Genomic DNA, 19,462 nt, shown 5'->3' with positions numbered 1-19,462 from the left:
TTCTTCCTCCAATAAATATCATAGACATGAAAAAAAGCCCTTTTCATCCTCGAAATAAGGACGAAAAGGGCTGCTCTCCGTGGTACCACCTTCATTGAATGCAAGTTCATGCATTCCACTTTGCCTGATAACGCCAGGATTTGCGCCTATGTTTTGCATAGGACTCAAGAAGCAGGTTCTGCGTTTTCCTGTCGCGGATCTTCCAGCAATTGACGCCGCTCTCTGTCACAGTGATTCTCGCATACTAATCTTCTCTCAACGTTCATTGTTTTAATATAGTATGCAAAATTATCTGCTTGATGTCAATAACATTCCGGCGATGAATGGACCTTATAACGCAATAGCCGGGCCGAAGAACTCATAGTGAATTTTATCCGCATCTATTCCCAACTCTTTCAGGTAAGTAATGATTGCCTTCATGAAAGGAACAGGGCCACACACATAATAATCAGCTTCAGGTTTAACAAAACCGCTCAATAATTCCTTATCGACATACCCTTCCTTTTCAAAATTCGGCAGGTTCTTATCATCTTCACCCGGATTTTTAAAGACAAAGGATAATTGATAGTTGGCAAGCTTTTGGGCTAGTTCTGTCAGTTCCATTCTGAACGGCTGCACCTGACCATTATCGGAAGCATGAAGAAATTGTACATCACGCTCAGGGGTTTGTTCAGCTATCGCATGGACCATGCTCATGAAAGGTGTTATGCCAACGCCGCCGCTCAAGAATACTGCCGGTGTTCGTTTTTCCAAGTCGATCGTGAAATCACCTGCAGGAGCCGTTACGTCAATACTGTCACCCATCTGAATGGATTCATGCAAGTAGTTGGAGACCCTTCCATCAGGAGAGGTTCCCGGCTTTTCTTTTTTAACGGAAATCCGGAAATAATCTTTTCCAGGAACATCAGACAAACTATACTGACGGTTAAATAAATAACGTTCACCAGGTATCTCGATCCGAATGGTAATATATTGTCCAGGAAGAAATGATGGAACCTTATCTCCATCCGACGGTTTTAAATAAAAGGATGTGATTACGTCGCTTTCCTGTACTTTTTCCACCACTGTAAATCGTTTGAAATCAGACCAACCGCCGACCTGATTGGAAGCTTCGTCGTACATTTCTTTTTCGATGCTGATGAAAGCATCGGCAATGACTCCATAGGCCTCTCCCCAAGCTTGAAGGATCTCTTCTGTAGCTGAATCTTGTAACACTTCCTTGATTGCACCTAATAGAAATTCTCCAACAATAGGATAATGTTCGGCTTTAACGGCAAGACTTCTGTGTTTTTGTGCTATTTGCTTCACGGCAGGTAGTATCGTTTCGAGTTGATCTATATATTTAGCTGCTGCCAAAACCGTGTTGGCCAGTGCATTTTGCTGGCGCCCCTTTTTTTGATTGGCGTGATTAAAAATATTTAATAATTCAGGATGTGCTTCGAAAAGATTTTTATAGAATACAGTTGTGATTGTTGTACCATGCACTTCTAATACAGGTACGGTTGATTTGATAACATCAATAGTTTTTTGGGATAGCATAGGTAAACCCCTCTTCATAAACAAGTATTTTAAATACATGTTTATATTAGAACTTATATGCATTAAAAGCAATATATTTTATACATCTTTTTGAACAATAAGTTTTAATGTTTATAAAATGTTCACATTTATGATATAGTCAAATGGGGATAGAATGTGAGGCGATAAACATGAGGTTGACGAGTTATTCCGATTACTCACTTAGAGTGTTGATTTACCTGGCTTCCCACGACCAAAGCAAATTATCAAATATTAAAGAGATTTCTGAAGTTTATCAACTGTCTAAAAATCATTTGATGAAGATTGTTCATAATCTTGGAAAATTAGGCTATATCGAGACGATTCGCGGAAGAAATGGCGGATTTCGGCTTGCAAAATCACCCGCTGAAATAAATGTTGGGGAACTTGTACGGCGAACCGAGGAGGACTTTTATCTAGTGGAATGTTTTAAAGATCACGATAACTGTGTGATTTCTCCCGTTTGTTCATTGAAATTTGTTCTTAATAATGCCTTGGAAGCTTTTCTAAAGGTACTTGATCAATATACGATTGCAGACTTCAGCGAAAATAAAGTGATGCTCAAAGCCTATTTCGATTCGGTAAAGAAGAATGACGAAGAGCCCGATTTTTTATAATCGGGCTCTTTTTCATTAGCCGATGATTCGTTCGATCTGCATTTCCTTTTCCATTCGTAAATCCATGATTCCTGTACCGGTTTTCAATAAAACTTTAAGGGGATCGTATGGATTGATCATAACGATCTTCCCGATTCGTTCATTAGTAAGCATGACTTCTTTCCGACCAATGTGGACATTAACCGATTTACAAATTCCAGCAGGATTTCTGGATTGAATTTACCGAACATATTGCTGTTCATTTGTTCAATCACCTTATAAAACGGCATGGCCTGATGATATACACGATTTGAAGACATCGCATGGAATACATCGGCTATTGCGACGATTTTCGCATGATGATGAATTTCATTCCCCTTCAGTCCAAGTGGATAGCCTTGCCCATCTTCCCGTTCATGGTGCTGAAGAGCTGTTAATGCTATCGAAGGCAGGATTCCTGGAATATTGTTAAGTAATTCATACCCATAAATGGTATGGCGTTTCATTTCTTCATATTCTGCCGCAGTCAGTTTACCCGGTTTTTCCAATATACTATCCGAAATCCTTATTTTACCCACGTCATGCAGCGTGGCTGCCAATGTCAAGGCTGTAAGGTTTTCTTTCGATAACCCAAGCTTCATCCCCAGATAAGTGGCAATGATTCCGACCCCGATATGGTGTCTATATGTGTACTCGTCATTTGCTTGCATCTCATCGAAAAGGTAATAAATATCAGGACTCTTTGCAGCTTCTGCAATGACAGGTGCTACTTCTGCTTTAATCAATTCAATCTTTTCAAGCTGTATTTTTCCTTCTTTACGTATATCTTGAAAGATGTTTTTCATTTGTAGAGAAGCTTCGTTGATCCTTTCATGAATCTTTACGTTAGGTTGTACATGATTCATCGTTAAAGAAGATTCACCTTTTTTCAATTCTTCCATTATGAAATACATTTCAGGTATGGTAAATGGCGCATTCGCTTTATTATTCAGCTTCCCTCTTCTATTTTTCATTGCTCTCACACTATTCTCTATTTTTTACCTATAGTACCATATCCTTCATGATCTTTTGCCATAATGAAAACAATTTTCGGGGCTTAGGATCGATCACTAAGTTCATTGCCCAGCTGTTTTAATTTTTCACCAACCGTACATTCTGAAATACAGAACTGATGGGCATACGTACGTCCCTTCTCTTTTCGAAAATGCTTCCGTAAAAAACAATCTTGACAATATGAAGCGAGAACATCTTCCACTTCTTCAAATATTTTTTTCCTGTTCATTATTGTTATGGCTCCTTTGATTCAGCAATTTCCATTTTGCTGAAAATGGCTTTTCCCTGCAGTGCAAGTGTTGCCAGGCGATCGGCTTCTTGGTTTTCCTTTCGGGAAATTGGCTTGCAGACCGGAATGATCTTTAATTTATCCAGTTTCGCTTCAATGCGGTCAAGCCATTTATTTAAGTTTTCTTCCATACAGGGCCATTCACCGGAAAGTTGATTTAAGACAACGAGGGAATCCCCTTTAAAGACACAACTTTGATGGTGAATTCCAAGTTCGTCCATTTGCCTGACCGCTTCATGAAATGCTGCATATTCCGCTTCATTATTGGATTCGAATTGCTCTAATTTCAAATTGGATCGTAACCGCCAGAACTTCTTACCTTGACGAAAATAAATGGCAACACCGATCCCTGCCACCTTTTCATCTTTTTGAAAACCGCCATCAAAAAAAACAGTCACTTCCTGCGGTTCTTCCTCAACTTCCGTAAGGAGTTTTCTTAGCTCCTTCTTGGTCCAGGTTGTATCGAATTCATCTTTGAACTCTACTTCTTTCAGCCTTCCTGCTTTTTCAAGATCTTCTGTAATGACCAGTGCAGTCCCGGCATCAAGCCAATCCGAAATGAAATCGGCAGATGGTTTTTTTGAAGCATGATATGTCCATTGCATAATAACCTTCAAAGATTTCCAGCTCCTTATCCATTCACCATTCATGCAGAACAGCTCACAATTTTCATACCTTTTTTTCGTCTTACCCTTTATAATATATTGTAAGCATTTGTATCGCTTTTTTAATTATAGTTCCCATTTCAGCCTGAAATTCTCATGTTTCAATCTTTATTTTATATGAAACGTTTTATTATCATAACATATTGACAGTTAAACCCGAGGAGGAGCACATCTTGATCGAAGTGTATATTGATGGTGCCAGTGCAGGCAATCCAGGGCCGAGCGGCGCAGGTGTTTTCATAAATAATAATGGTATGGTCGAGCGGCATGCCTTTCCGCTTGGAAATATGGAAAACCATGAAGCGGAGTACCATGCTTTAATCAAAGCATTGGAAATTTGTGTAGCCAATAAGTATCAAATCGTTTCTTTTCGTACTGACTCCCAGGCCATCAACCAGGCCATTGAAAAAAGATTTGCAAAGAATAAGTATTCCATTTTGTTGGAACGGGCGCTAAAGCTTTCCGATGAGCTTGAGTTATTTTTCATGAAATGGATACCAAATCTTGAAAACAAGTCCGCGGATGAGCTTGCAAGACGGGCCATACGAATGAATAAGTCTGAGGAAATTCATGAACAAGACAGCTGATTTTTCATTATTATTCGTTGTATTCATTTGGGGCGTAACCTTTGTAATGGTCCAAAATGCCCTATCTTTCCTAGACCCCTTCACGTTTAATGCGGTCCGTTTTTTCATGGCGTTCGTATTCTTGCTCATCCCTTATTTATCGACTTTACACAAAAAGGGGAAAACTTGTAACAATGGTCTTTTAAAAGCTGGGTTTCATATTGGGGTTTGGCTTTTTCTGGGGTATGGGCTTCAAACGATCGGACTGAATTATACAACTCCTGCGAAGACAGGCTTTATAACAGGATTAAGTGTCGTCATGGTGCCCGTGTTTTCCCTGTTGCTTTTAAAACATAGGCTTTCCCGCAATACAATAATAGGTGTCGCAGCCGCAACCATCGGGCTTTATTTAATGACTTTCGCTGACCGCTCCAATTTGAATATCGGTGATTTACTGGTATTTCTATGCGCAATCAGTTTTGCCATGCAGATCATTACAACCGCTAAATATGCCAAGACCTTACCCGCTTTACCTTTGACGCTGATTCAGGTTTCCACCGTTTCTTTATTATCATTTGTTTCAGCCTTCATTTTCAAAGAGAATCATTCCGTCATCTTCAGCTCGGAGGTCATGTTACAGAAGGACGTATGGACTGCTTTATTGGTTACGGCAGCCCTTGCCACTGCGTTCGCCTTTTTTGCACAAACCTTCTTCCAAGCCTATACGACACCTACAAGAGTGGCGCTGATCTTTTCAATGGAACCGGTTTTTGCCGCGTTATCCTCATACATATTGATAGGGGAAAAATTGACTACCGCTTCCATCATTGGCTGCGCATTCATATTCTTGGGGATGATTTTCGCTGAGCTGCCTGTAAAGAAAAAGAAACCCGTGACACAGGAGTTTTCTTGAAAAAGCCAATAAAATAAATCGGACTTCCAGTTACGAAGTCCGATTTATTTAAGCAGCCCCTGTTCTTTTGCAAAAGATACCGCTGCACTACGCGTTTCAATGCCATTTTGTTTTAAGTTTTCCAAAAAGGAGATATAAAAGCTGCCATCAAAGTTCTTTTGTACCTTCAATGTCAATTCTATTGCTGCATTGACTAAAATATCACTCGCATCTGTGTAGCGCTTACCAAAATAAATAAAACCAATAGCGTCATTACCAAAAGTGAATCCCTTACCCTCTAAAAAACTAACATACTCTTCAGTTGATTTCGCCACTTCTGCATCCACTCCATACTTCATGCCTTATTTTCATCTTACCGTATATCAAAGACTTTGACTATCCATTTTTCGACAAAAAAAGCACCGTGCAAAATAAAAGAGCTCCCATTGGAAGCTCCGCTTATCATATTAAATCATTCGCAGTAAAGCCCTGAATTCATGATCTTTAGCCAGATTTTTGACCTTCTCGCGATCATACTGATAAACCGCATCGTCCAAAGAACATGAAATGGGTACATCACATTTTATTTCTGCTAGCTTTCTGGATAAATGAAGCATATCGACGGCGGATTCAATTTTAGCCCGCTGCCCGTTCGTCAATGAAGCAACATTTTCAAGAATCCCTTCGATACTTTGGTACTGGATCAATAATTTTAACGCTGTCTTCTCCCCAATTCCTTTAACCCCGGGATAGTTATCGGCTGTATCACCCATTAAAGCTTTTAAATCGATCATTTGTCTTGGTGTAATCCCTTTCCATTCAAAAAAGCTATCGGGATTATGAACTTCATAGTTACCATATCCTTTTTTTAACAAGAGCACGGAAATGTTTTCATCTATTAACTGTAGCATATCTTGATCGCCAGTCAATATACCTACCCGGCTATGTTGGGCAGATGCCTTGGCAATTGTCCCGATACAGTCATCCGCCTCATATCCAGAGAGTCCTATGTTAGGGATATCAAATGCTTCAACCGCTTGTTTCGCCAGATCGAATTGAGGGATCATTTCTACTGGGGCTTCTGATCGATTAGCCTTGTATCCATCAAATAATTCATTTCTGAAAGTCTTGCTGCCCATATCCCAACACACCGCTACATGACTAGGTGAAAAGTGATTCACCGCCGTCAGCATATGCTTCAAAAAGCCTTGAACGGCATTAGTCGGGATGCCTTTTGAGTTAATCATGAATTGACCAGTAACTGCCGTTGCATAAAAAGCTCTAAATAAAAGCGCCATCCCATCAACAAGCATAAAGGAAGGATGCTGCTCGTTTTCTTTCATTAACACATTATCACCTCTATCATGATGTACTTCCATTTTAACATAATTGTCCCCATTTTTAAGGATCGTTTAATTGGAAAAATTATTATTCAATTGGATTATCATCATACGAGATCCAGTCACTGAAACTGCCAATATAAATCTTCACATCTTTAAAGCCAGCTTCCTTCAGGGCGATATAATTGGGGGATGCCGTCACTCCTGAACCGCAGTACACAATGATTTCCTTATCTTTACCGATACCTGTAAAATTCGACTGAAGATCTTCCTTCTTTTTAAAATAGCCATTTTCCAAAACGTTCGTCCACACCTTATTTACTGCCCCAGGTATATGTCCGGCTTTTTTATCAATCGGCTCCTCGATTCCCTCGTAGCGCTTAGATTCTCTTGAATCGATCAATACGATATCATCAGGCGTATTCATTGTGTAATCCTTCACTGATTGAAAAGATGCAAAAACGGATTCGTTTAAAGCGATATGATATTCTGTTGGCACATATTTCGTTTGATCCGAGTCAATTGGATAGCCATCATCCTTCCATGCGCGAATGCCCCCGTTAAGAACAAAAACTTTCTGATGCCCAAGGTAGCTGAGCAGCCAGACAAACCTGGAAGCAAAAGAACCTTCTCCGCCATCATAAGCAATAAGTACCGTATCATTGGAGATACCATTTGATTCCAGTTTACCTTTAAAGGTTTCCAGGTCAGGAAGAGGATGCCTTCCGCCATGTTCTTGAACCTGCCCCGACAAGTCCTTTTCAAGATCGAAATAAACCGCGCCTGAAATATGGTCTTTTTTGTATTCATTATACCCCGCGTCAGGAGAGCCTAGCTTAAAGCGGCAGTCGCAAATTCTGATATCCTGGCTATTCAACATCGGCAACAGCTCTTCTTTTTCAATTATGAAACTCATCTAAAAAACCCCCTATTCCAGAATGGTCCAAATTAATTCATTAAGTTCCGTTTCCATGCTCTTTCCTTGAAGTAGCTTAGTTATTTCATTCTTTAAGGAAAGTGATTTCCCTTCCATAATCAGAAGATTCTTTTCACTTTCATCGCCGCTTATATATTCCTCCATCTGTTTTGCTTTAAATATCCAGGCAATCCTGGCTTTCAATTCTTGATCAATTGAAACCGAATCAAGTAATTCCCATACCGATAAAGGTGGCAGCGAACCCTGTTGGATCATATATTCAAGGATTAAATAGGAACGGTATACCTGAACCCATGTTTTTAGTTCTTTTCTTTCGGACCCCCTTGCTTTTGTCAATTGTTGAAGATTGCCGCTCATCATCCGATAATAATGGTGCCCCAGTACCTTTTTAGAATAACAATCAGCCATCAAATGATTCATCTTCCTATAAAAATCCGGATGCGTAATCAACTTGATTCGCGACTGAAATAATTCAAATAGTGCAGGATTACTCTTTAAGATAAGACGGGATGATTTAAATATATCCCATCCTTCCATGTCAAACAGGTCTTCTTTCATTTGGATGACTTCAACTGGCTGACTCAAGCGAAGGTATGATCGCTTATCATTATGAACATATATAAACCGAACATCGTAATCTGATTGGCAGGATGATAAACCAAAAGAATGGCTGCCAGTAACAGCAGCCATCAAAATGGTCATATCCTCTTTCTTTTCCAGGTATCTCAAACGTGAAATAAGGTTTTCTTTCATGAATGAACCTCGTTTCTATTTCGAATGCATTTTAGCCAATTCCGCTACGGCATTTTCATAATACGGTAAATCGACCGTTTCCTCCAATGCTGCACGTAAACCTGCAAAGATATCCGATATTTCCGTCTTAAACTCTTTTTGAATCGCAAGTAACTCTTGATCGAGGACTTCATTATACATGTCGAAAATCCGTCCGCCTTGTTCTTTTACATATACAAGGGCAGGATCATCCAAACGCTTTTGGAGCCCTTCGCTCATTTTCACTTTTTCATTTTTTTCAAAGAAAGATTTTGGATTTTTGAATAATGCCAATTCCTTTTTGAATTCCCCTGTATCCAATTGGGCAAAAGCACCAGTAAATTCAAGGGACTCCCTCTCATTAGGTTCATAAGGCTGCAATGAAAGGTTCCTTCTTATTTTTTGCATTTGCAAAAGCAAACTGCTTTGTTTCTCATTCAGTAATTTATTTACGAACATTTCCGTCCTTAAAGCCGTTGCCCGCATTTCTTGGGCAAGGTCAAAGCCTAAAGCATCCAATAAGTTCTTCATAGATTGCTTGAGGACAATTTTCAGATCGCCTCCATCATCTTTTAAAACAGCCGGATTGAACGATTCTTTGAAGAAATCATTAAACCGGAAGAAGACCCGTTGTTTACTATAAAAAGTCAATTCGTCTATTTCTTTTTTCAAACGTTGCTTTTCGGCATCCCCTTTAATGACTGAGAGCAGTTCCGAAATGGACTGTGCCTCATGAGAAAGGGTCTCCAGGGCATTTCGTTTCGCTTCCTCATCCTGCCTGGAAGCTGTAATTACATCTCGTAGCAGTTCTTCCGTTCTTTTTACAGCCGCTTGAGCCGATTCAATTGCAAGCCCCGTTAAATCGTTTTCTATGAAAGAATCGAATTGACCTTGGAATTCCGAGATTCCGCTATTAGGGAGGAACGAATGCTTAAACGAACCAGGCGTTTGTTTTTCCATCAACGCTCCCTTACTCGTAAGCGGGAACAGTTTTGGAAAACGGATTCCGAATCCATTCAATTGATCTGTGACATAATCCATCACTTCGCCCAATTCGTCAGTGGTTTGTGCCAGATCGACGGCATTGACGATGAAAAACATCTTATCCATGGCGAAAGAATCTTTCACACGTCCAAGTTGTATCAAGAACTCCCTGTCTGCCCGTGAAAATGGGTGATTATAATAGGTCACAAATAGGATGGCATCCGAATTCTTAATATATTCGAAAGCTGCTCCTGTATGTCGTGCATTTATTGAATCAGCCCCAGGTGTATCAACAAGGACCATCCCCTGTTTTGTCATTTCACAGTCATAACGCAATTCAATCAGATCAACCAGACATGACTTGGACTCTTCTGCAGCAAATCGTTTAAATCCTTCAAGATCCACCGTAACCACATTTCCTAAATCATCTTGGTACTCGGGCAGCCCTTGATGGAAAGCCCGCAGAAAGGATAGATGCGTTTTCCCCTTATCAACTTCCCCCGCCTTCGCAATGATTTGTCCTGCCAGGTGAAGTGCTTCATCTAGAGTTTTTGCCGATTTATCAAAAGCTGCCAAGGCTAGGCTTACATCTTCCAACAGCATCGCTTCCGTCTTTAATTTGACGGTTGCCGTTCCATGAGGATGCTCAGCATCTGAAGACATGATTTTGTTGATTGCGGCAGTTGTTGGATTTGGTGAAACAGGAAGGACGCTTTCCCCCATCAAAGCATTGGCAAAGGAAGATTTACCCGCACTGAATGCACCGAAAAGCGCAACCGTGAACGTCTGCTGTTCCAAGCGATTTGCCTTCTCTTTCAATTCTTTATAAAGTGATTGAAACCCTCTCAAAGGTTGAATTAGCTTGGCGGCCTGTTGTAAACTCGCTGCAGTCTCCATCAGTTTTTCTTTTCCGCGTAAATCAGCAGCATTTGATGAAGAAACAGTCACGGAAGGTACAGCTTCCTTGATTTCTTTATCATGATCCGTTTCAAGTTGTTCGTTGACGGACCTTGAATTACTTCCTTTATCGGTTTTCATGATTTTGACCGCAATATTTTTTTCCTCTTCATTCCATTGAGTTAAAAGCATATCGATATCGCGCTCATCGACTAATGATACAGTTTGATGAGCAATGGCCTCTAACCGTTCCGTTTGGTACTCGATTTCCGCGTTCATCGCAGCAGTAACTTTAAGAGCTTCCGCAAATTCGGAAAAACCTTCAAGTTCCTTATCGATGGATATGGACTGCTGTTCCACAATCCCTTCCATAACGGTAACCATATTATTCAAAAATCCTTCCGAAACATCACGTGCTTTCTTTTTGATGGCTGATGCCAAATCATTCGTATAATTTAAAACGTATTCACCCGTAATATCGACTTGAGGCTTCAAAGAGTTTTTTATGTAAGATTCCGTTACCTCGATCTGAAGTGCCTGAGCCTTACTTTCAAGTGATGAATCATGAATCTCAGCTTGATTCAGCGTTTTAACGATTAGTTCTTTTAGATGCCATTCAAGCTGGGTCTTCACCTTTTCTTGTAAATCGGTCAAAAACGCCTTGATACGTGCCTCACGTTCGGCATCCGTTTTTTTCTTGGCAAATAAAAGACCCACTTTAAAATCCGGTTGAGCCGATTCCAAGAAGGATTTACCTAGGTCCCGTGTTGCCGCGGGCATGATGTATGCACCTTTCAAAATGGTTTCTAATGCATCAGCATATTGGACCTTGATTTCCTCTATACGTCCAGTTAATGATTTTTTTTCTTTCAATAGGCTGTCCACCTGATTCGTCAGGTGTATTCGCTCTTCATATGGAAGTTCTGATAATACTTCAATATCATCGGCATGTTCCTCTTCATACTGCTCTTTCAGCCAATTAAGATGCCTTTCGACCAGGGCATTAGCCGATTGCATGATGGCATCTTTCCCATTATTTAAACCTTTGCCCGCAATTTCAGATATGAATTGCTTGACCATTTCTATTTCATTTTCGGGATTGTTCAAGTCTCTTACGGATGTATAAAAAATTCCATCAGGATATACATTCCAGTTCGCAAATGCCTCAGAAACGGAAAGTTTGAAGTCTTGAAAGCTAAGCTCGTTCTCATCATGCTTATCGATCATATTGATAATTAAGTATGTCGGTTTTTCAGCCTCTAACAATTCTTTCGTGAATAGGAAGTTCACTTCTGATTGGACGTGATTGTAGTCCATGACATAGAAGACGACATCAGCTAGATGCAAGGCAGATTCCGTAGAAACCCTATGTGCATCGTCTGTCGAATCAATTCCTGGCGTATCCATGATCGCACATGAATCCGGCAGTGAAAAATCATTGGAACTTATCGTTATTGCCGATACTGAATCTCCATCCTTGGCAAATTTCTTGACCTCTTTAAAATCATAAGGTGCAGGAAATAAGACTGGTGGCTGATGATGGTAAAAGACTTTGGCATAGTCTTCCCCTTTTTGGACCTTTACCGTATTTGCACTTGTTGGAATCGGGCTTGAAGGCAATACTTGATCACCGAGGAAAAAGTTGATCATACTAGATTTACCCGCTGAAAAATGCCCGCAAAAAGCAATGATGAACTCTTCATTATTCACTTTCATGATTAATTGTTTTAGTTTATCGGCATTTCCTGTGTCACCTGCCGATTGAAATTTCTCATACATGGCAGTCAAAATCCCCAATTTGGACTGTTGCTTTAATGTTTCTTGAATCATGAATCCATACCCCTTAATCTATCGTCATTTTTGATATTCTTATTGTAAACGATTTCGATTGTTATTCATACCATCAGCTTTATTTTTACTATATGAATCATTACTGGCCATGTTCAAAAAAAAACCACCGATTGGTGGATTCATGCAGTTTGATTCATATGGACTTTGAATGCAAAAAAAAAACCAGGATGTTTACCTGGTTGTAGGGGTGGGGTTAAAAGCAGTCCGGTTTTCCATTGGTGACTCGGTATAAGTTTTTACTGCCTTTGCCGGTTTTTGAATATTATTCAATACATGTTTCATCACAAAACCATATGTAGCGATTGTCAATAAAATGAATACCCAAACCATTACCAACACCATCCTCTTATATATTGTTTAGCCTTTAGTTATTAGTTATTAAAATAAATTTATCGAAACCCGAATGAGAATAATTTTCATCTTCATTTAGAATCTTATCACGAACGATAATCGTTTTCAATAAGAAATTAACATTTTTTATTATTTTCCCTTAAAAACCGTAGAATATTCCGTATGTTCCTTTAATGCTTTCTCTTCCAACGGGATTCTTACCGTCATCATCCAAACATTCAATAAACTAAAGATGATAGCAGTATAATATGCATTGAATAATAAAGAAATAACTATTATCTCAGTTGCCACTATGATATAGTTCGGATGTTTGAAATATTTATAAGGACCTTTAATGACTACATCGGCATCAGGAACCACTATGATTTTTGTATTCCAATGTTTTCCCAATGAACGGATTACCCAAATCCTGCCTGACTGTGCCATTAGGAAAAGGGTCAGCCAAATTGGCCAAAGTCCAGCTACATTCCTTTCAAGCACGAGCACTTCGATAATGAGAACAATAAAAAAACTGAGGTGCATTAGAACCATCCAACTGTAATGGGACTCACCATATTCCACTGCTCCTGCAGACTTTAGCTGTTTTTCATTTTGTTTGGCTATATATAATTCAAACATGCGCTGTATAGCGATCAAGATAATGAAAATGGCAAAGATCATCACTTCCACCTCATTAACACAAGTTCAGACGAAAACCCTGGCCCCAATGCAGCAGCCAAGCCAATCTCATCTATATTCCCGCCACGCTGCATGAACCTCTCCAGGACGTACAAAATGGTTGCAGAAGACATATTGCCAAATTCCCTCAATACGCTCATTGACTCTGCCGTCATGCTTTCATCGAACCCAAGGGCTTCGTGATAAGCATCAATTACCTTTTTGCCTCCAGGATGAGCAATGAAATCTTTTATATCCCTGAGATCGAATCCATTCTCCATTAAGAACTCTTGAACATTCGGTTTAAGCCAATCTTTGATGATTGTCGGGATATCTTTCGAAAAGATCACGTATAACCCTTGATCTTTAACATCCCACCCCATTACATCCAATGAATTCGGCATTAGCGTGGATTGAGAATTCAAAAATTGCAGATGTCTTGCTTTTTTGGAAAACTGTTCATCAGGCACTTCATCACCGCAAATCAAAACACAGCTTACTCCATCAGAAAATAAAGAAGTTCCGATTAAATTGCTTTTGGAGATATCATTCCTTTGAAATGTCAGACTGCATAACTCTACACATAAAACAATGACCTTCGCCGTCGGGTATGCTTGGCAATATTCAAATGCCCGCGATAAGCCACTTGCTCCCCCTGCACAGCCAAGTCCCCAAATCGGAATCCTTTTAGCATGAGGGCTAAATGGAAGTTCATTCATTATCCTGGCATCAATGGTCGGGGTAGCAATACCCGTGCTTGAGATGAAGAAGAAAGCATCTAGTTCGTTTGCCTGAAGTTCTTCTTTTAAAAATGCTGTGTTTGCTAAGCATCTTTCTATTGCTTCTTTCCCAAACTTGACTGCCTGTTCAATATATAAATCATTCCGTTCGGCAAAAGAATGATCCTCTTTAAACCAATCAAGATCATTAGAAAAATATCGATTTTCCACTTGTCCATTCTTAAAGGCTTTTAGTAAACGTTCTATATTCTTAAATGAGGCTCCAAATATTTCTCTCGAAAATTCCATAATTTTCTCCTGAGAAAGTAAATGTGGCAGCTTTATATGTGATGCAGATAATAAATACGGCATGATACCACCCCTTATTATTCATGTTATGGTTAATATACCCACCTGGATATCAATTATGCTTTATCGATAAATGGTCATATTCATTCACGGTTCAGAAAAATTTTTCTTTTTTCTAAAAGTACCCAGGTAAAAAAAACCAAGAAATGGATAACATAGAGAACTCACAAAAGTTGTACATGGAGTCATCGTGGCCGTTAATTCCGTTATTCCTTTCTCTTTGGACCTTCAATAGCCGCACCTCATAAAACAGCCTTTCGAACGGGAATCCATAAGCGTCCCTATTGGCCATATAGGGGATACCCTTTGGAAAATTATGTTTGAGAGAACAAACCGGGATGCATGAGCCATTTGGTGAAAGCCCGTTTTGCACGCCGTTAGAAGGTAAGATGCTTGAAACTTTTGCAGGATAACCCGGCAACATCCTTACCGGGACGCCACTTCTTTAGCAGGCGGGGATGCTTTTATTGATATGACCCCTCCCACCGTTTTGTGGGCCATACCAAAATGTATGGGTTTCATGAAGCAATCCATTTACCCATGTCATTAAAAGGCATAGCGACTCTTCATATCATCTAAAGATCGAAATGTAATCATGAAATATTAAACCCCCTTACCTATAATCGGCAAGGGGGCGCTTTCATTCTTCTTTCTTAACAGAAGATTGATTTTGCACTTGAATAATGATATTTTGAAACTCCTCTTTTCCACAAACGCTGCACCTATACTCCTGGTTTAAAATGGTTCGACAATGAATACAATATTTTTTCTCCATCCCTATCACTACTTTCCTGAACATATACTATCAATATATTCAAAAAGTGAAGAGAGTTTCCTTTTATCTGACAAAACTCCAATTTCATTATCAATGATATGCTTCGGCAAAAATGAAAAAATGCCTAATGTCCTCATCAACTGAGGACTTTAGGCATTAAATGGTTGAATCTATCAAGTTTACCGAATCTATTTTTAATCAGGCTACTTTTTGCCCTTCTATACGAGCTTCCTTCACTTTCCCTTTTGTAGGGATGATGTTAAATACGATGTTCAAGAAAATGGCTGTCAAACTTCCGGCTACAATACCGTTTTCCGTCAAGATTTTAAAGTTTTCCGGAATTTGTGCAAATAGTTCAGGAACGACCGTCACCCCAAGGCCCATACCTACTGAACAAGCGATGATCAATAAATTTTCTTGAGAAGCAAAATCCACTTTGCTCAGCATCTTAATTCCAGCGGCAATTACCATCCCGAACATCGCAACCATTGCACCGCCAAGCACGGATGAAGGGATAATTGTCGTGAAAGCACCGATTTTAGGAACAAACCCAATGAAAATGAGAATGCCCGCTGTTGTGTATATGACATTCCTAGTTTTAATGCCCGACAATTGAATCAAACCGACATTTTGTGAAAATGCCGTATACGGAAACGAATTGAACAAGCCGCCAATCATGATAGCCAGACCTTCAGCACGATATCCGCGAGCCAGATCGTCTTCTGATATCTCTTTGTCCGTGATTTCACCAAGGGCATAATAAACACCAGTTGATTCCACCAAACTGACGATTGCCACCAATGTCATGGTAATGATCGCCGTGATGTTAAATGTCGGGGTCCCAAAGTAGAAAAAATGAGGCATATGCAGCCAAGTGGCACTTGCCACTGAGCTAAAATCCACTTTTCCAAGGAAGAAAGCTGCAAATGTTCCGACTAACAGCCCCAATAAAATAGAAATGGAGCGTAAGAATCCCGATGAGAATTTATACATGAATATAATGAATAACAAAGTTCCAAAACCAAGAGCTACATTATTCAAGTCTCCGAAATCAGCAGCACCTTGACCTCCACCAAGATTGTTGATAGCAACAGGGATGAGTGTTATACCAATAATCAAAACGACAGATCCAGTGACAATGGGTGGGAAAAACCTTGCCAGTTTTCCGAAGAATTTACTAATGATAACGACGATCAATCCCGATACCAATATAGATCCATAAATGGAGTTGATTCCATATTGCGTACCAATTGCAATCATCGGGCTAACTGCTGTGAATGTACATCCTAGGACGACAGGAAGCCCAATTCCAAAGAATTTATTTTTCCACACTTGCAATAAAGTTGCTATCCCGCACATCAAAATGTCTATCGAAACTAAATAAGTCAACTGCGCTGCAGTCAATTCCAGCGCCCCACCGACAATCAATGGAATGACGACTGCACCGGCATACATGGCAAGAACATGTTGTAATCCTAAGGAAGCCACTTTTAAAGGTGATTGATTAGACATTGACGGCTGCCCCTTCCATTTCCTCGGCGAACGTAATCTCACCTAATTTCAACTCAGCAATTCTCGCAAGTGATTCGACTTGAAAACCTTGTTCCCTAAGATCCTTACCACCACTTTGGAATGCTTTTTCAATCACGATGCCGATTCCGGCCACTTCGGCTCCAACCTGCTTACAGATTTCCACCAAGCCCCTGGCTGCCTGTCCGACCGCAAGGAAGTCATCGATAATCAAAACCTTATCCCCAGCTTCAATATATTTATTGGAAACCGTAATAGTATTGGTTTCCTTTTTTGTATAGGAATGAACGGAAGCAGTCACTAAATCATTTGTTAAAGTAAGTGATTTACGTTTACGGGCAAAAATTAGCGGAACTTCCAATTCCAACGCAGCCATCAAACCAGGTCCAATGCCTGAAGATTCAATCGTCAGCACTTTCGTTATTTCCTTTTGCTCGAAACGCTTTACGAATTCTTTACCAATTTCTCTCATTAGTATAGGATCCATTTGATGATTTAAGAATGAATCTACTTTTAAAATATCTTCTGATAAAGCTTGACCCTCGGACAAGATTTTTTCCTTTAAAAGTTGCATGAAGGTTCCTCCCAATCTTGGATGATTATTGACCCATTAACCACGCAAATATTTCCCGGCAAACAAAAAAAACCCAAGAAACATTGCGACACTTTATTGGAGTGAAGCAATACTTCTTGGGCATGAATGAAAAATGAATCGCTAAAGCCTTCATTATGCAACAAGATCTATTACTCACCCATAGTCGAATTATTTACGGTAATCCGGTAGAAACTTGCAGGCCATATCCCTGCTATTATACGAGTGAAACCTTATATTTTATTAATATATGAATTATAACAACGCTGACTCTATTTGAAAAGTAATTTTTGATAAAAAAACCGAACTTTCATTTAAAAAAATAAATCATCATTCGTATTATTAGAAAATTGCGAAATCACAAATGGATTTTCCCGTTAATAGAAAAGAACACTTTCCATTTACTGTTATAAAAAAAGAAGAAGGTCTTGACATGTAATCCAAGTCCTTCTTCTTTTCATTCATTTGATTTTATAAACTTCTTTATATTTATTTTCAAGATACTTTATTAAATATTGAACATTCAGGCCCTCTCCTGTCGTTTCTTTCAAAATCTCAAGAGGCTTTTTTGTTTTTCCATATTTATGTATCTTTTCATTAAGCCATTTCCTGATTGGCGCAATATCACCCGCTTCCAACAAACCATCAAAATCAGGCAAATCTTTAAGCATCGATTGCTTGATTTGGGCTGCATACATATATCCCAATGCATAAGAAGGGAAATAACCAAAGCTGCCATCTGCCCAATGAACATCTTGCAACACGCCCATGGCATCATTTTCAGGCACAATTCCCAAATAATCCTTGTATTTTTCATTCCAGACTTCCGGTAAATCCTTCACTTCAAGTTCTCCATTAAAGAGAGCCTTTTCCAGTTCATATCGAATCATAATATGTAGAGGATACGTCAGTTCATCTGCTTCAATACGGATGAACGATGGTTTTGATTCGTTAATGCCCCGATAAAATTCATCCAGTGTCACATCATTGAATTGTACGGGAGCATATTCCTTTAATAAGGAGAATTTATTTTTCCAGAAGTTAAGATTCCGTCCAATGAAGTTTTCGAAAAACAATGATTGTGATTCATGGATTCCCATTGATGTCCCGCCATCGAGAAGTGTTCCAGTTAATTCTTCGGCGATATTCTGCTCATAAATGGCATGCCCGCATTCATGAATGGTACCAAAGATTGCCCCTCTAAAATCATTTTCATCGTATCGGGTCGTCACCCGGACATCGCCCCTGTTTATTCTGATTTCAAAGGGGTGAACTGTTTCATCCAGCCTGCCAGCCTTGAAATCGTACCCTAGCTGTTTTAAAATTTCCAAGTTAAGTTGATGCTGTTTTTCTTTTGGAAAATCTTTATATAGGAACGCTGTTTCAGGTCTATGTTCGCTTTCGGCTATCTGTTTTACCAATGGAACGATCCTCGCCCGAAGCTCACTGAATACGCTGTCAAGTATATCAACTGTCATGCCAGGTTCATACATATCTAAAAGGGTATTATATTTCGTCCCTTCATATCCCCAGTACTCAACGAACCTACGGGTATAAGCTACAATTTGCTCCAGATAAGGTTGAAATAAAGAAAAATCAGCTTTTTCCCTTGCCTCTTCCCATGCACTTTCCGAACGCGATTGTAAAATGACGAATTCCTTATATTCGTTGGCAGGAATTTTTTTATTCCTTTCAAACTCTTTTTTACACTCTTGTACCATTTTATTCGTCGTTTCACTAAGTACGGCTTTCTCCAGCGAAAGTTCTGTAATGAAGGATTCCATTTCTTTACTTGTGCTCATATTAAACACCTCGGAGGAAAGCAAGCCGATCACCTCGGAACGCTGCTCAACTCCCTGTTTCGGTGCACCTGTGCGCAAATCCCAAAAAATTAACGCGAGAGCTTCATTATAAGCCGAGATTTTTTTCACATATTCTCTAAACTCTTTTTCTATCAGATCGATACCCTTTTTTTTCATATTCACTGCTCCTTCCAACTACACTTTACCATATTATACAAAAGTCTTTCCTATCAGAACCACTTCGATTAATAAATTAAATAAAATAAGAG

18 protein-coding genes and 1 riboswitch are annotated in these 19,462 nt (G+C 39.5%); of the genes, 3 read left to right on the top strand and 15 right to left on the bottom strand.

The genetic code is table 11. The features are described 5' to 3' along the window. Positions 1-330: 330 nt before the first annotated feature. A complete protein-coding gene (gene hmpA, locus ACQKNS_RS15280; RefSeq protein WP_427644018.1) occupies positions 331-1,539 on the bottom strand; it encodes an NO-inducible flavohemoprotein in 1,209 nt (402 codons plus the stop codon). A gap of 170 nt (positions 1,540-1,709) precedes the next feature. Between hmpA and ACQKNS_RS15275 the strand changes: the two genes are divergently transcribed. Then, on the top strand, positions 1,710-2,174 hold the full coding sequence (locus ACQKNS_RS15275) for an RrF2 family transcriptional regulator (protein ID WP_427644016.1): 465 nt from the start codon (positions 1,710-1,712) through the stop codon (positions 2,172-2,174). A 116-nt stretch (positions 2,175-2,290) separates the two neighbouring features. On the opposite strand, the gene ACQKNS_RS15270 is transcribed toward ACQKNS_RS15275, so the two are convergent. The 3 genes from ACQKNS_RS15270 to ACQKNS_RS15260 form a co-directional block, all read right to left on the bottom strand. Continuing rightward, positions 2,291-3,166 (bottom strand): HD-GYP domain-containing protein, encoded by an 876-nt coding sequence (locus ACQKNS_RS15270; RefSeq protein ID WP_427644014.1) that lies wholly within the window; start codon positions 3,164-3,166, stop codon positions 2,291-2,293. Between the two features lie 83 nt (positions 3,167-3,249). Continuing rightward, on the bottom strand, positions 3,250-3,435 hold the full coding sequence (locus ACQKNS_RS15265) for a zinc-finger domain-containing protein (RefSeq protein WP_427644012.1): 186 nt from the start codon (positions 3,433-3,435) through the stop codon (positions 3,250-3,252). Between the two features lie 5 nt (positions 3,436-3,440). Further along, positions 3,441-4,112 (bottom strand): reverse transcriptase-like protein, encoded by a 672-nt coding sequence (locus tag ACQKNS_RS15260; protein ID WP_427644010.1) that lies wholly within the window; start codon positions 4,110-4,112, stop codon positions 3,441-3,443. 221 nt (positions 4,113-4,333) lie between these two features. Between ACQKNS_RS15260 and ACQKNS_RS15255 the strand changes: the two genes are divergently transcribed. Together ACQKNS_RS15255 and ACQKNS_RS15250 are read left to right on the top strand one after the other, a co-directional pair. Continuing rightward, positions 4,334-4,747, top strand: a complete 414-nt coding sequence (locus ACQKNS_RS15255; RefSeq protein ID WP_427644008.1) for a reverse transcriptase-like protein — start codon at positions 4,334-4,336, stop codon at positions 4,745-4,747. After that, positions 4,731-5,639 (top strand): DMT family transporter, encoded by a 909-nt coding sequence (locus ACQKNS_RS15250; protein ID WP_427644006.1) that lies wholly within the window; start codon positions 4,731-4,733, stop codon positions 5,637-5,639. The genes ACQKNS_RS15255 and ACQKNS_RS15250 overlap by 17 nt, the downstream gene beginning before the upstream one ends. Before the next feature lie 44 nt (positions 5,640-5,683). On the opposite strand, the gene ACQKNS_RS15245 is transcribed toward ACQKNS_RS15250, so the two are convergent. From ACQKNS_RS15245 to ACQKNS_RS15195, 11 genes are all read right to left on the bottom strand, one after another. Next, positions 5,684-5,977, bottom strand: coding sequence for a DUF6123 family protein (locus ACQKNS_RS15245; RefSeq protein WP_048688421.1), 294 nt, complete (start codon positions 5,975-5,977; stop codon positions 5,684-5,686). Positions 5,978-6,085: 108 nt separating this feature from the next. Then, entirely contained in the window at positions 6,086-6,961 is an 876-nt protein-coding gene (locus ACQKNS_RS15240) for a 5'-3' exonuclease (protein WP_427644004.1), read from the bottom strand. Between the two features lie 85 nt (positions 6,962-7,046). Further along, complete coding sequence (locus tag ACQKNS_RS15235) at positions 7,047-7,874, bottom strand: sulfurtransferase (protein ID WP_427644002.1); 828 nt, start codon at positions 7,872-7,874, stop codon at positions 7,047-7,049. Positions 7,875-7,886: 12 nt separating this feature from the next. Continuing rightward, a complete protein-coding gene (locus ACQKNS_RS15230; RefSeq protein ID WP_427644000.1) occupies positions 7,887-8,648 on the bottom strand; it encodes a nucleotidyltransferase domain-containing protein in 762 nt (253 codons plus the stop codon). 15 nt (positions 8,649-8,663) lie between these two features. Further along, on the bottom strand, positions 8,664-12,377 hold the full coding sequence (locus tag ACQKNS_RS15225) for a dynamin family protein (protein ID WP_427643999.1): 3,714 nt from the start codon (positions 12,375-12,377) through the stop codon (positions 8,664-8,666). 192 nt (positions 12,378-12,569) lie between these two features. Beyond that, the gene (locus ACQKNS_RS15220) at positions 12,570-12,734 is read right to left on the bottom strand and encodes a hypothetical protein (RefSeq protein WP_427643998.1); all 165 of its coding nucleotides are present in this window, start codon (positions 12,732-12,734) and stop codon (positions 12,570-12,572) included. Positions 12,735-12,878: 144 nt separating this feature from the next. Then, entirely contained in the window at positions 12,879-13,409 is a 531-nt protein-coding gene (locus ACQKNS_RS15215; RefSeq protein WP_427643996.1) for an isoprenylcysteine carboxyl methyltransferase family protein, read from the bottom strand. Beyond that, positions 13,409-14,497, bottom strand: coding sequence for a type III polyketide synthase (locus tag ACQKNS_RS15210; protein WP_427643994.1), 1,089 nt, complete (start codon positions 14,495-14,497; stop codon positions 13,409-13,411). Before ACQKNS_RS15210 ends, ACQKNS_RS15215 begins: the two co-directional genes overlap by 1 nt. A 970-nt stretch (positions 14,498-15,467) precedes the next feature. Next, positions 15,468-16,781, bottom strand: a complete 1,314-nt coding sequence (locus ACQKNS_RS15205; protein WP_427643992.1) for a nucleobase:cation symporter-2 family protein — start codon at positions 16,779-16,781, stop codon at positions 15,468-15,470. Continuing rightward, entirely contained in the window at positions 16,774-17,373 is a 600-nt protein-coding gene (locus ACQKNS_RS15200) for a xanthine phosphoribosyltransferase (RefSeq protein ID WP_427643990.1), read from the bottom strand. Before ACQKNS_RS15200 ends, ACQKNS_RS15205 begins: the two co-directional genes overlap by 8 nt. A 161-nt stretch (positions 17,374-17,534) precedes the next feature. After that, positions 17,535-17,636: riboswitch (purine riboswitch) on the bottom strand. 216 nt (positions 17,637-17,852) lie between these two features. After that, positions 17,853-19,370: a carboxypeptidase M32 gene (locus tag ACQKNS_RS15195; RefSeq protein WP_427643988.1), complete on the bottom strand. Its 1,518-nt coding sequence runs from the start codon at positions 19,368-19,370 to the stop codon at positions 17,853-17,855. Positions 19,371-19,462 lie beyond the last annotated feature (92 nt).

Source organism: Peribacillus sp. NPDC094092 (assembly GCF_050279365.1).
In the GTDB taxonomy this organism is placed as follows: domain Bacteria; phylum Bacillota; class Bacilli; order Bacillales; family DSM-1321; genus Peribacillus.
This window is presented reverse-complemented; position numbering and strand designations above follow the sequence as displayed.

What these genes read in the sequence shown, in the direction of transcription:
- hmpA (WP_427644018.1), bottom strand. Translation starts at nt 1,539, where the DNA reads ATGCTATCCCAAAAAACTATTGATGTTATCAAATCAACCGTACCTGTA.
- ACQKNS_RS15275 (WP_427644016.1), top strand. Translation starts at nt 1,710, where the DNA reads ATGAGGTTGACGAGTTATTCCGATTACTCACTTAGAGTGTTGATTTAC.
- ACQKNS_RS15270 (WP_427644014.1), bottom strand. Translation starts at nt 3,166, where the DNA reads ATGAAAAATAGAAGAGGGAAGCTGAATAATAAAGCGAATGCGCCATTT.
- ACQKNS_RS15265 (WP_427644012.1), bottom strand. Translation starts at nt 3,435, where the DNA reads ATGAACAGGAAAAAAATATTTGAAGAAGTGGAAGATGTTCTCGCTTCA.
- ACQKNS_RS15250 (WP_427644006.1), top strand. Translation starts at nt 4,731, where the DNA reads ATGAACAAGACAGCTGATTTTTCATTATTATTCGTTGTATTCATTTGG.
- ACQKNS_RS15245 (WP_048688421.1), bottom strand. Translation starts at nt 5,977, where the DNA reads ATGAAGTATGGAGTGGATGCAGAAGTGGCGAAATCAACTGAAGAGTAT.
- ACQKNS_RS15240 (WP_427644004.1), bottom strand. Translation starts at nt 6,961, where the DNA reads ATGAAAGAAAACGAGCAGCATCCTTCCTTTATGCTTGTTGATGGGATG.
- ACQKNS_RS15235 (WP_427644002.1), bottom strand. Translation starts at nt 7,874, where the DNA reads ATGAGTTTCATAATTGAAAAAGAAGAGCTGTTGCCGATGTTGAATAGC.
- ACQKNS_RS15230 (WP_427644000.1), bottom strand. Translation starts at nt 8,648, where the DNA reads ATGAAAGAAAACCTTATTTCACGTTTGAGATACCTGGAAAAGAAAGAG.
- ACQKNS_RS15225 (WP_427643999.1), bottom strand. Translation starts at nt 12,377, where the DNA reads ATGATTCAAGAAACATTAAAGCAACAGTCCAAATTGGGGATTTTGACT.
- ACQKNS_RS15215 (WP_427643996.1), bottom strand. Translation starts at nt 13,409, where the DNA reads ATGATCTTTGCCATTTTCATTATCTTGATCGCTATACAGCGCATGTTT.
- ACQKNS_RS15210 (WP_427643994.1), bottom strand. Translation starts at nt 14,497, where the DNA reads ATGCCGTATTTATTATCTGCATCACATATAAAGCTGCCACATTTACTT.
- ACQKNS_RS15205 (WP_427643992.1), bottom strand. Translation starts at nt 16,781, where the DNA reads ATGTCTAATCAATCACCTTTAAAAGTGGCTTCCTTAGGATTACAACAT.
- ACQKNS_RS15200 (WP_427643990.1), bottom strand. Translation starts at nt 17,373, where the DNA reads ATGCAACTTTTAAAGGAAAAAATCTTGTCCGAGGGTCAAGCTTTATCA.
- ACQKNS_RS15195 (WP_427643988.1), bottom strand. Translation starts at nt 19,370, where the DNA reads ATGAAAAAAAAGGGTATCGATCTGATAGAAAAAGAGTTTAGAGAATAT.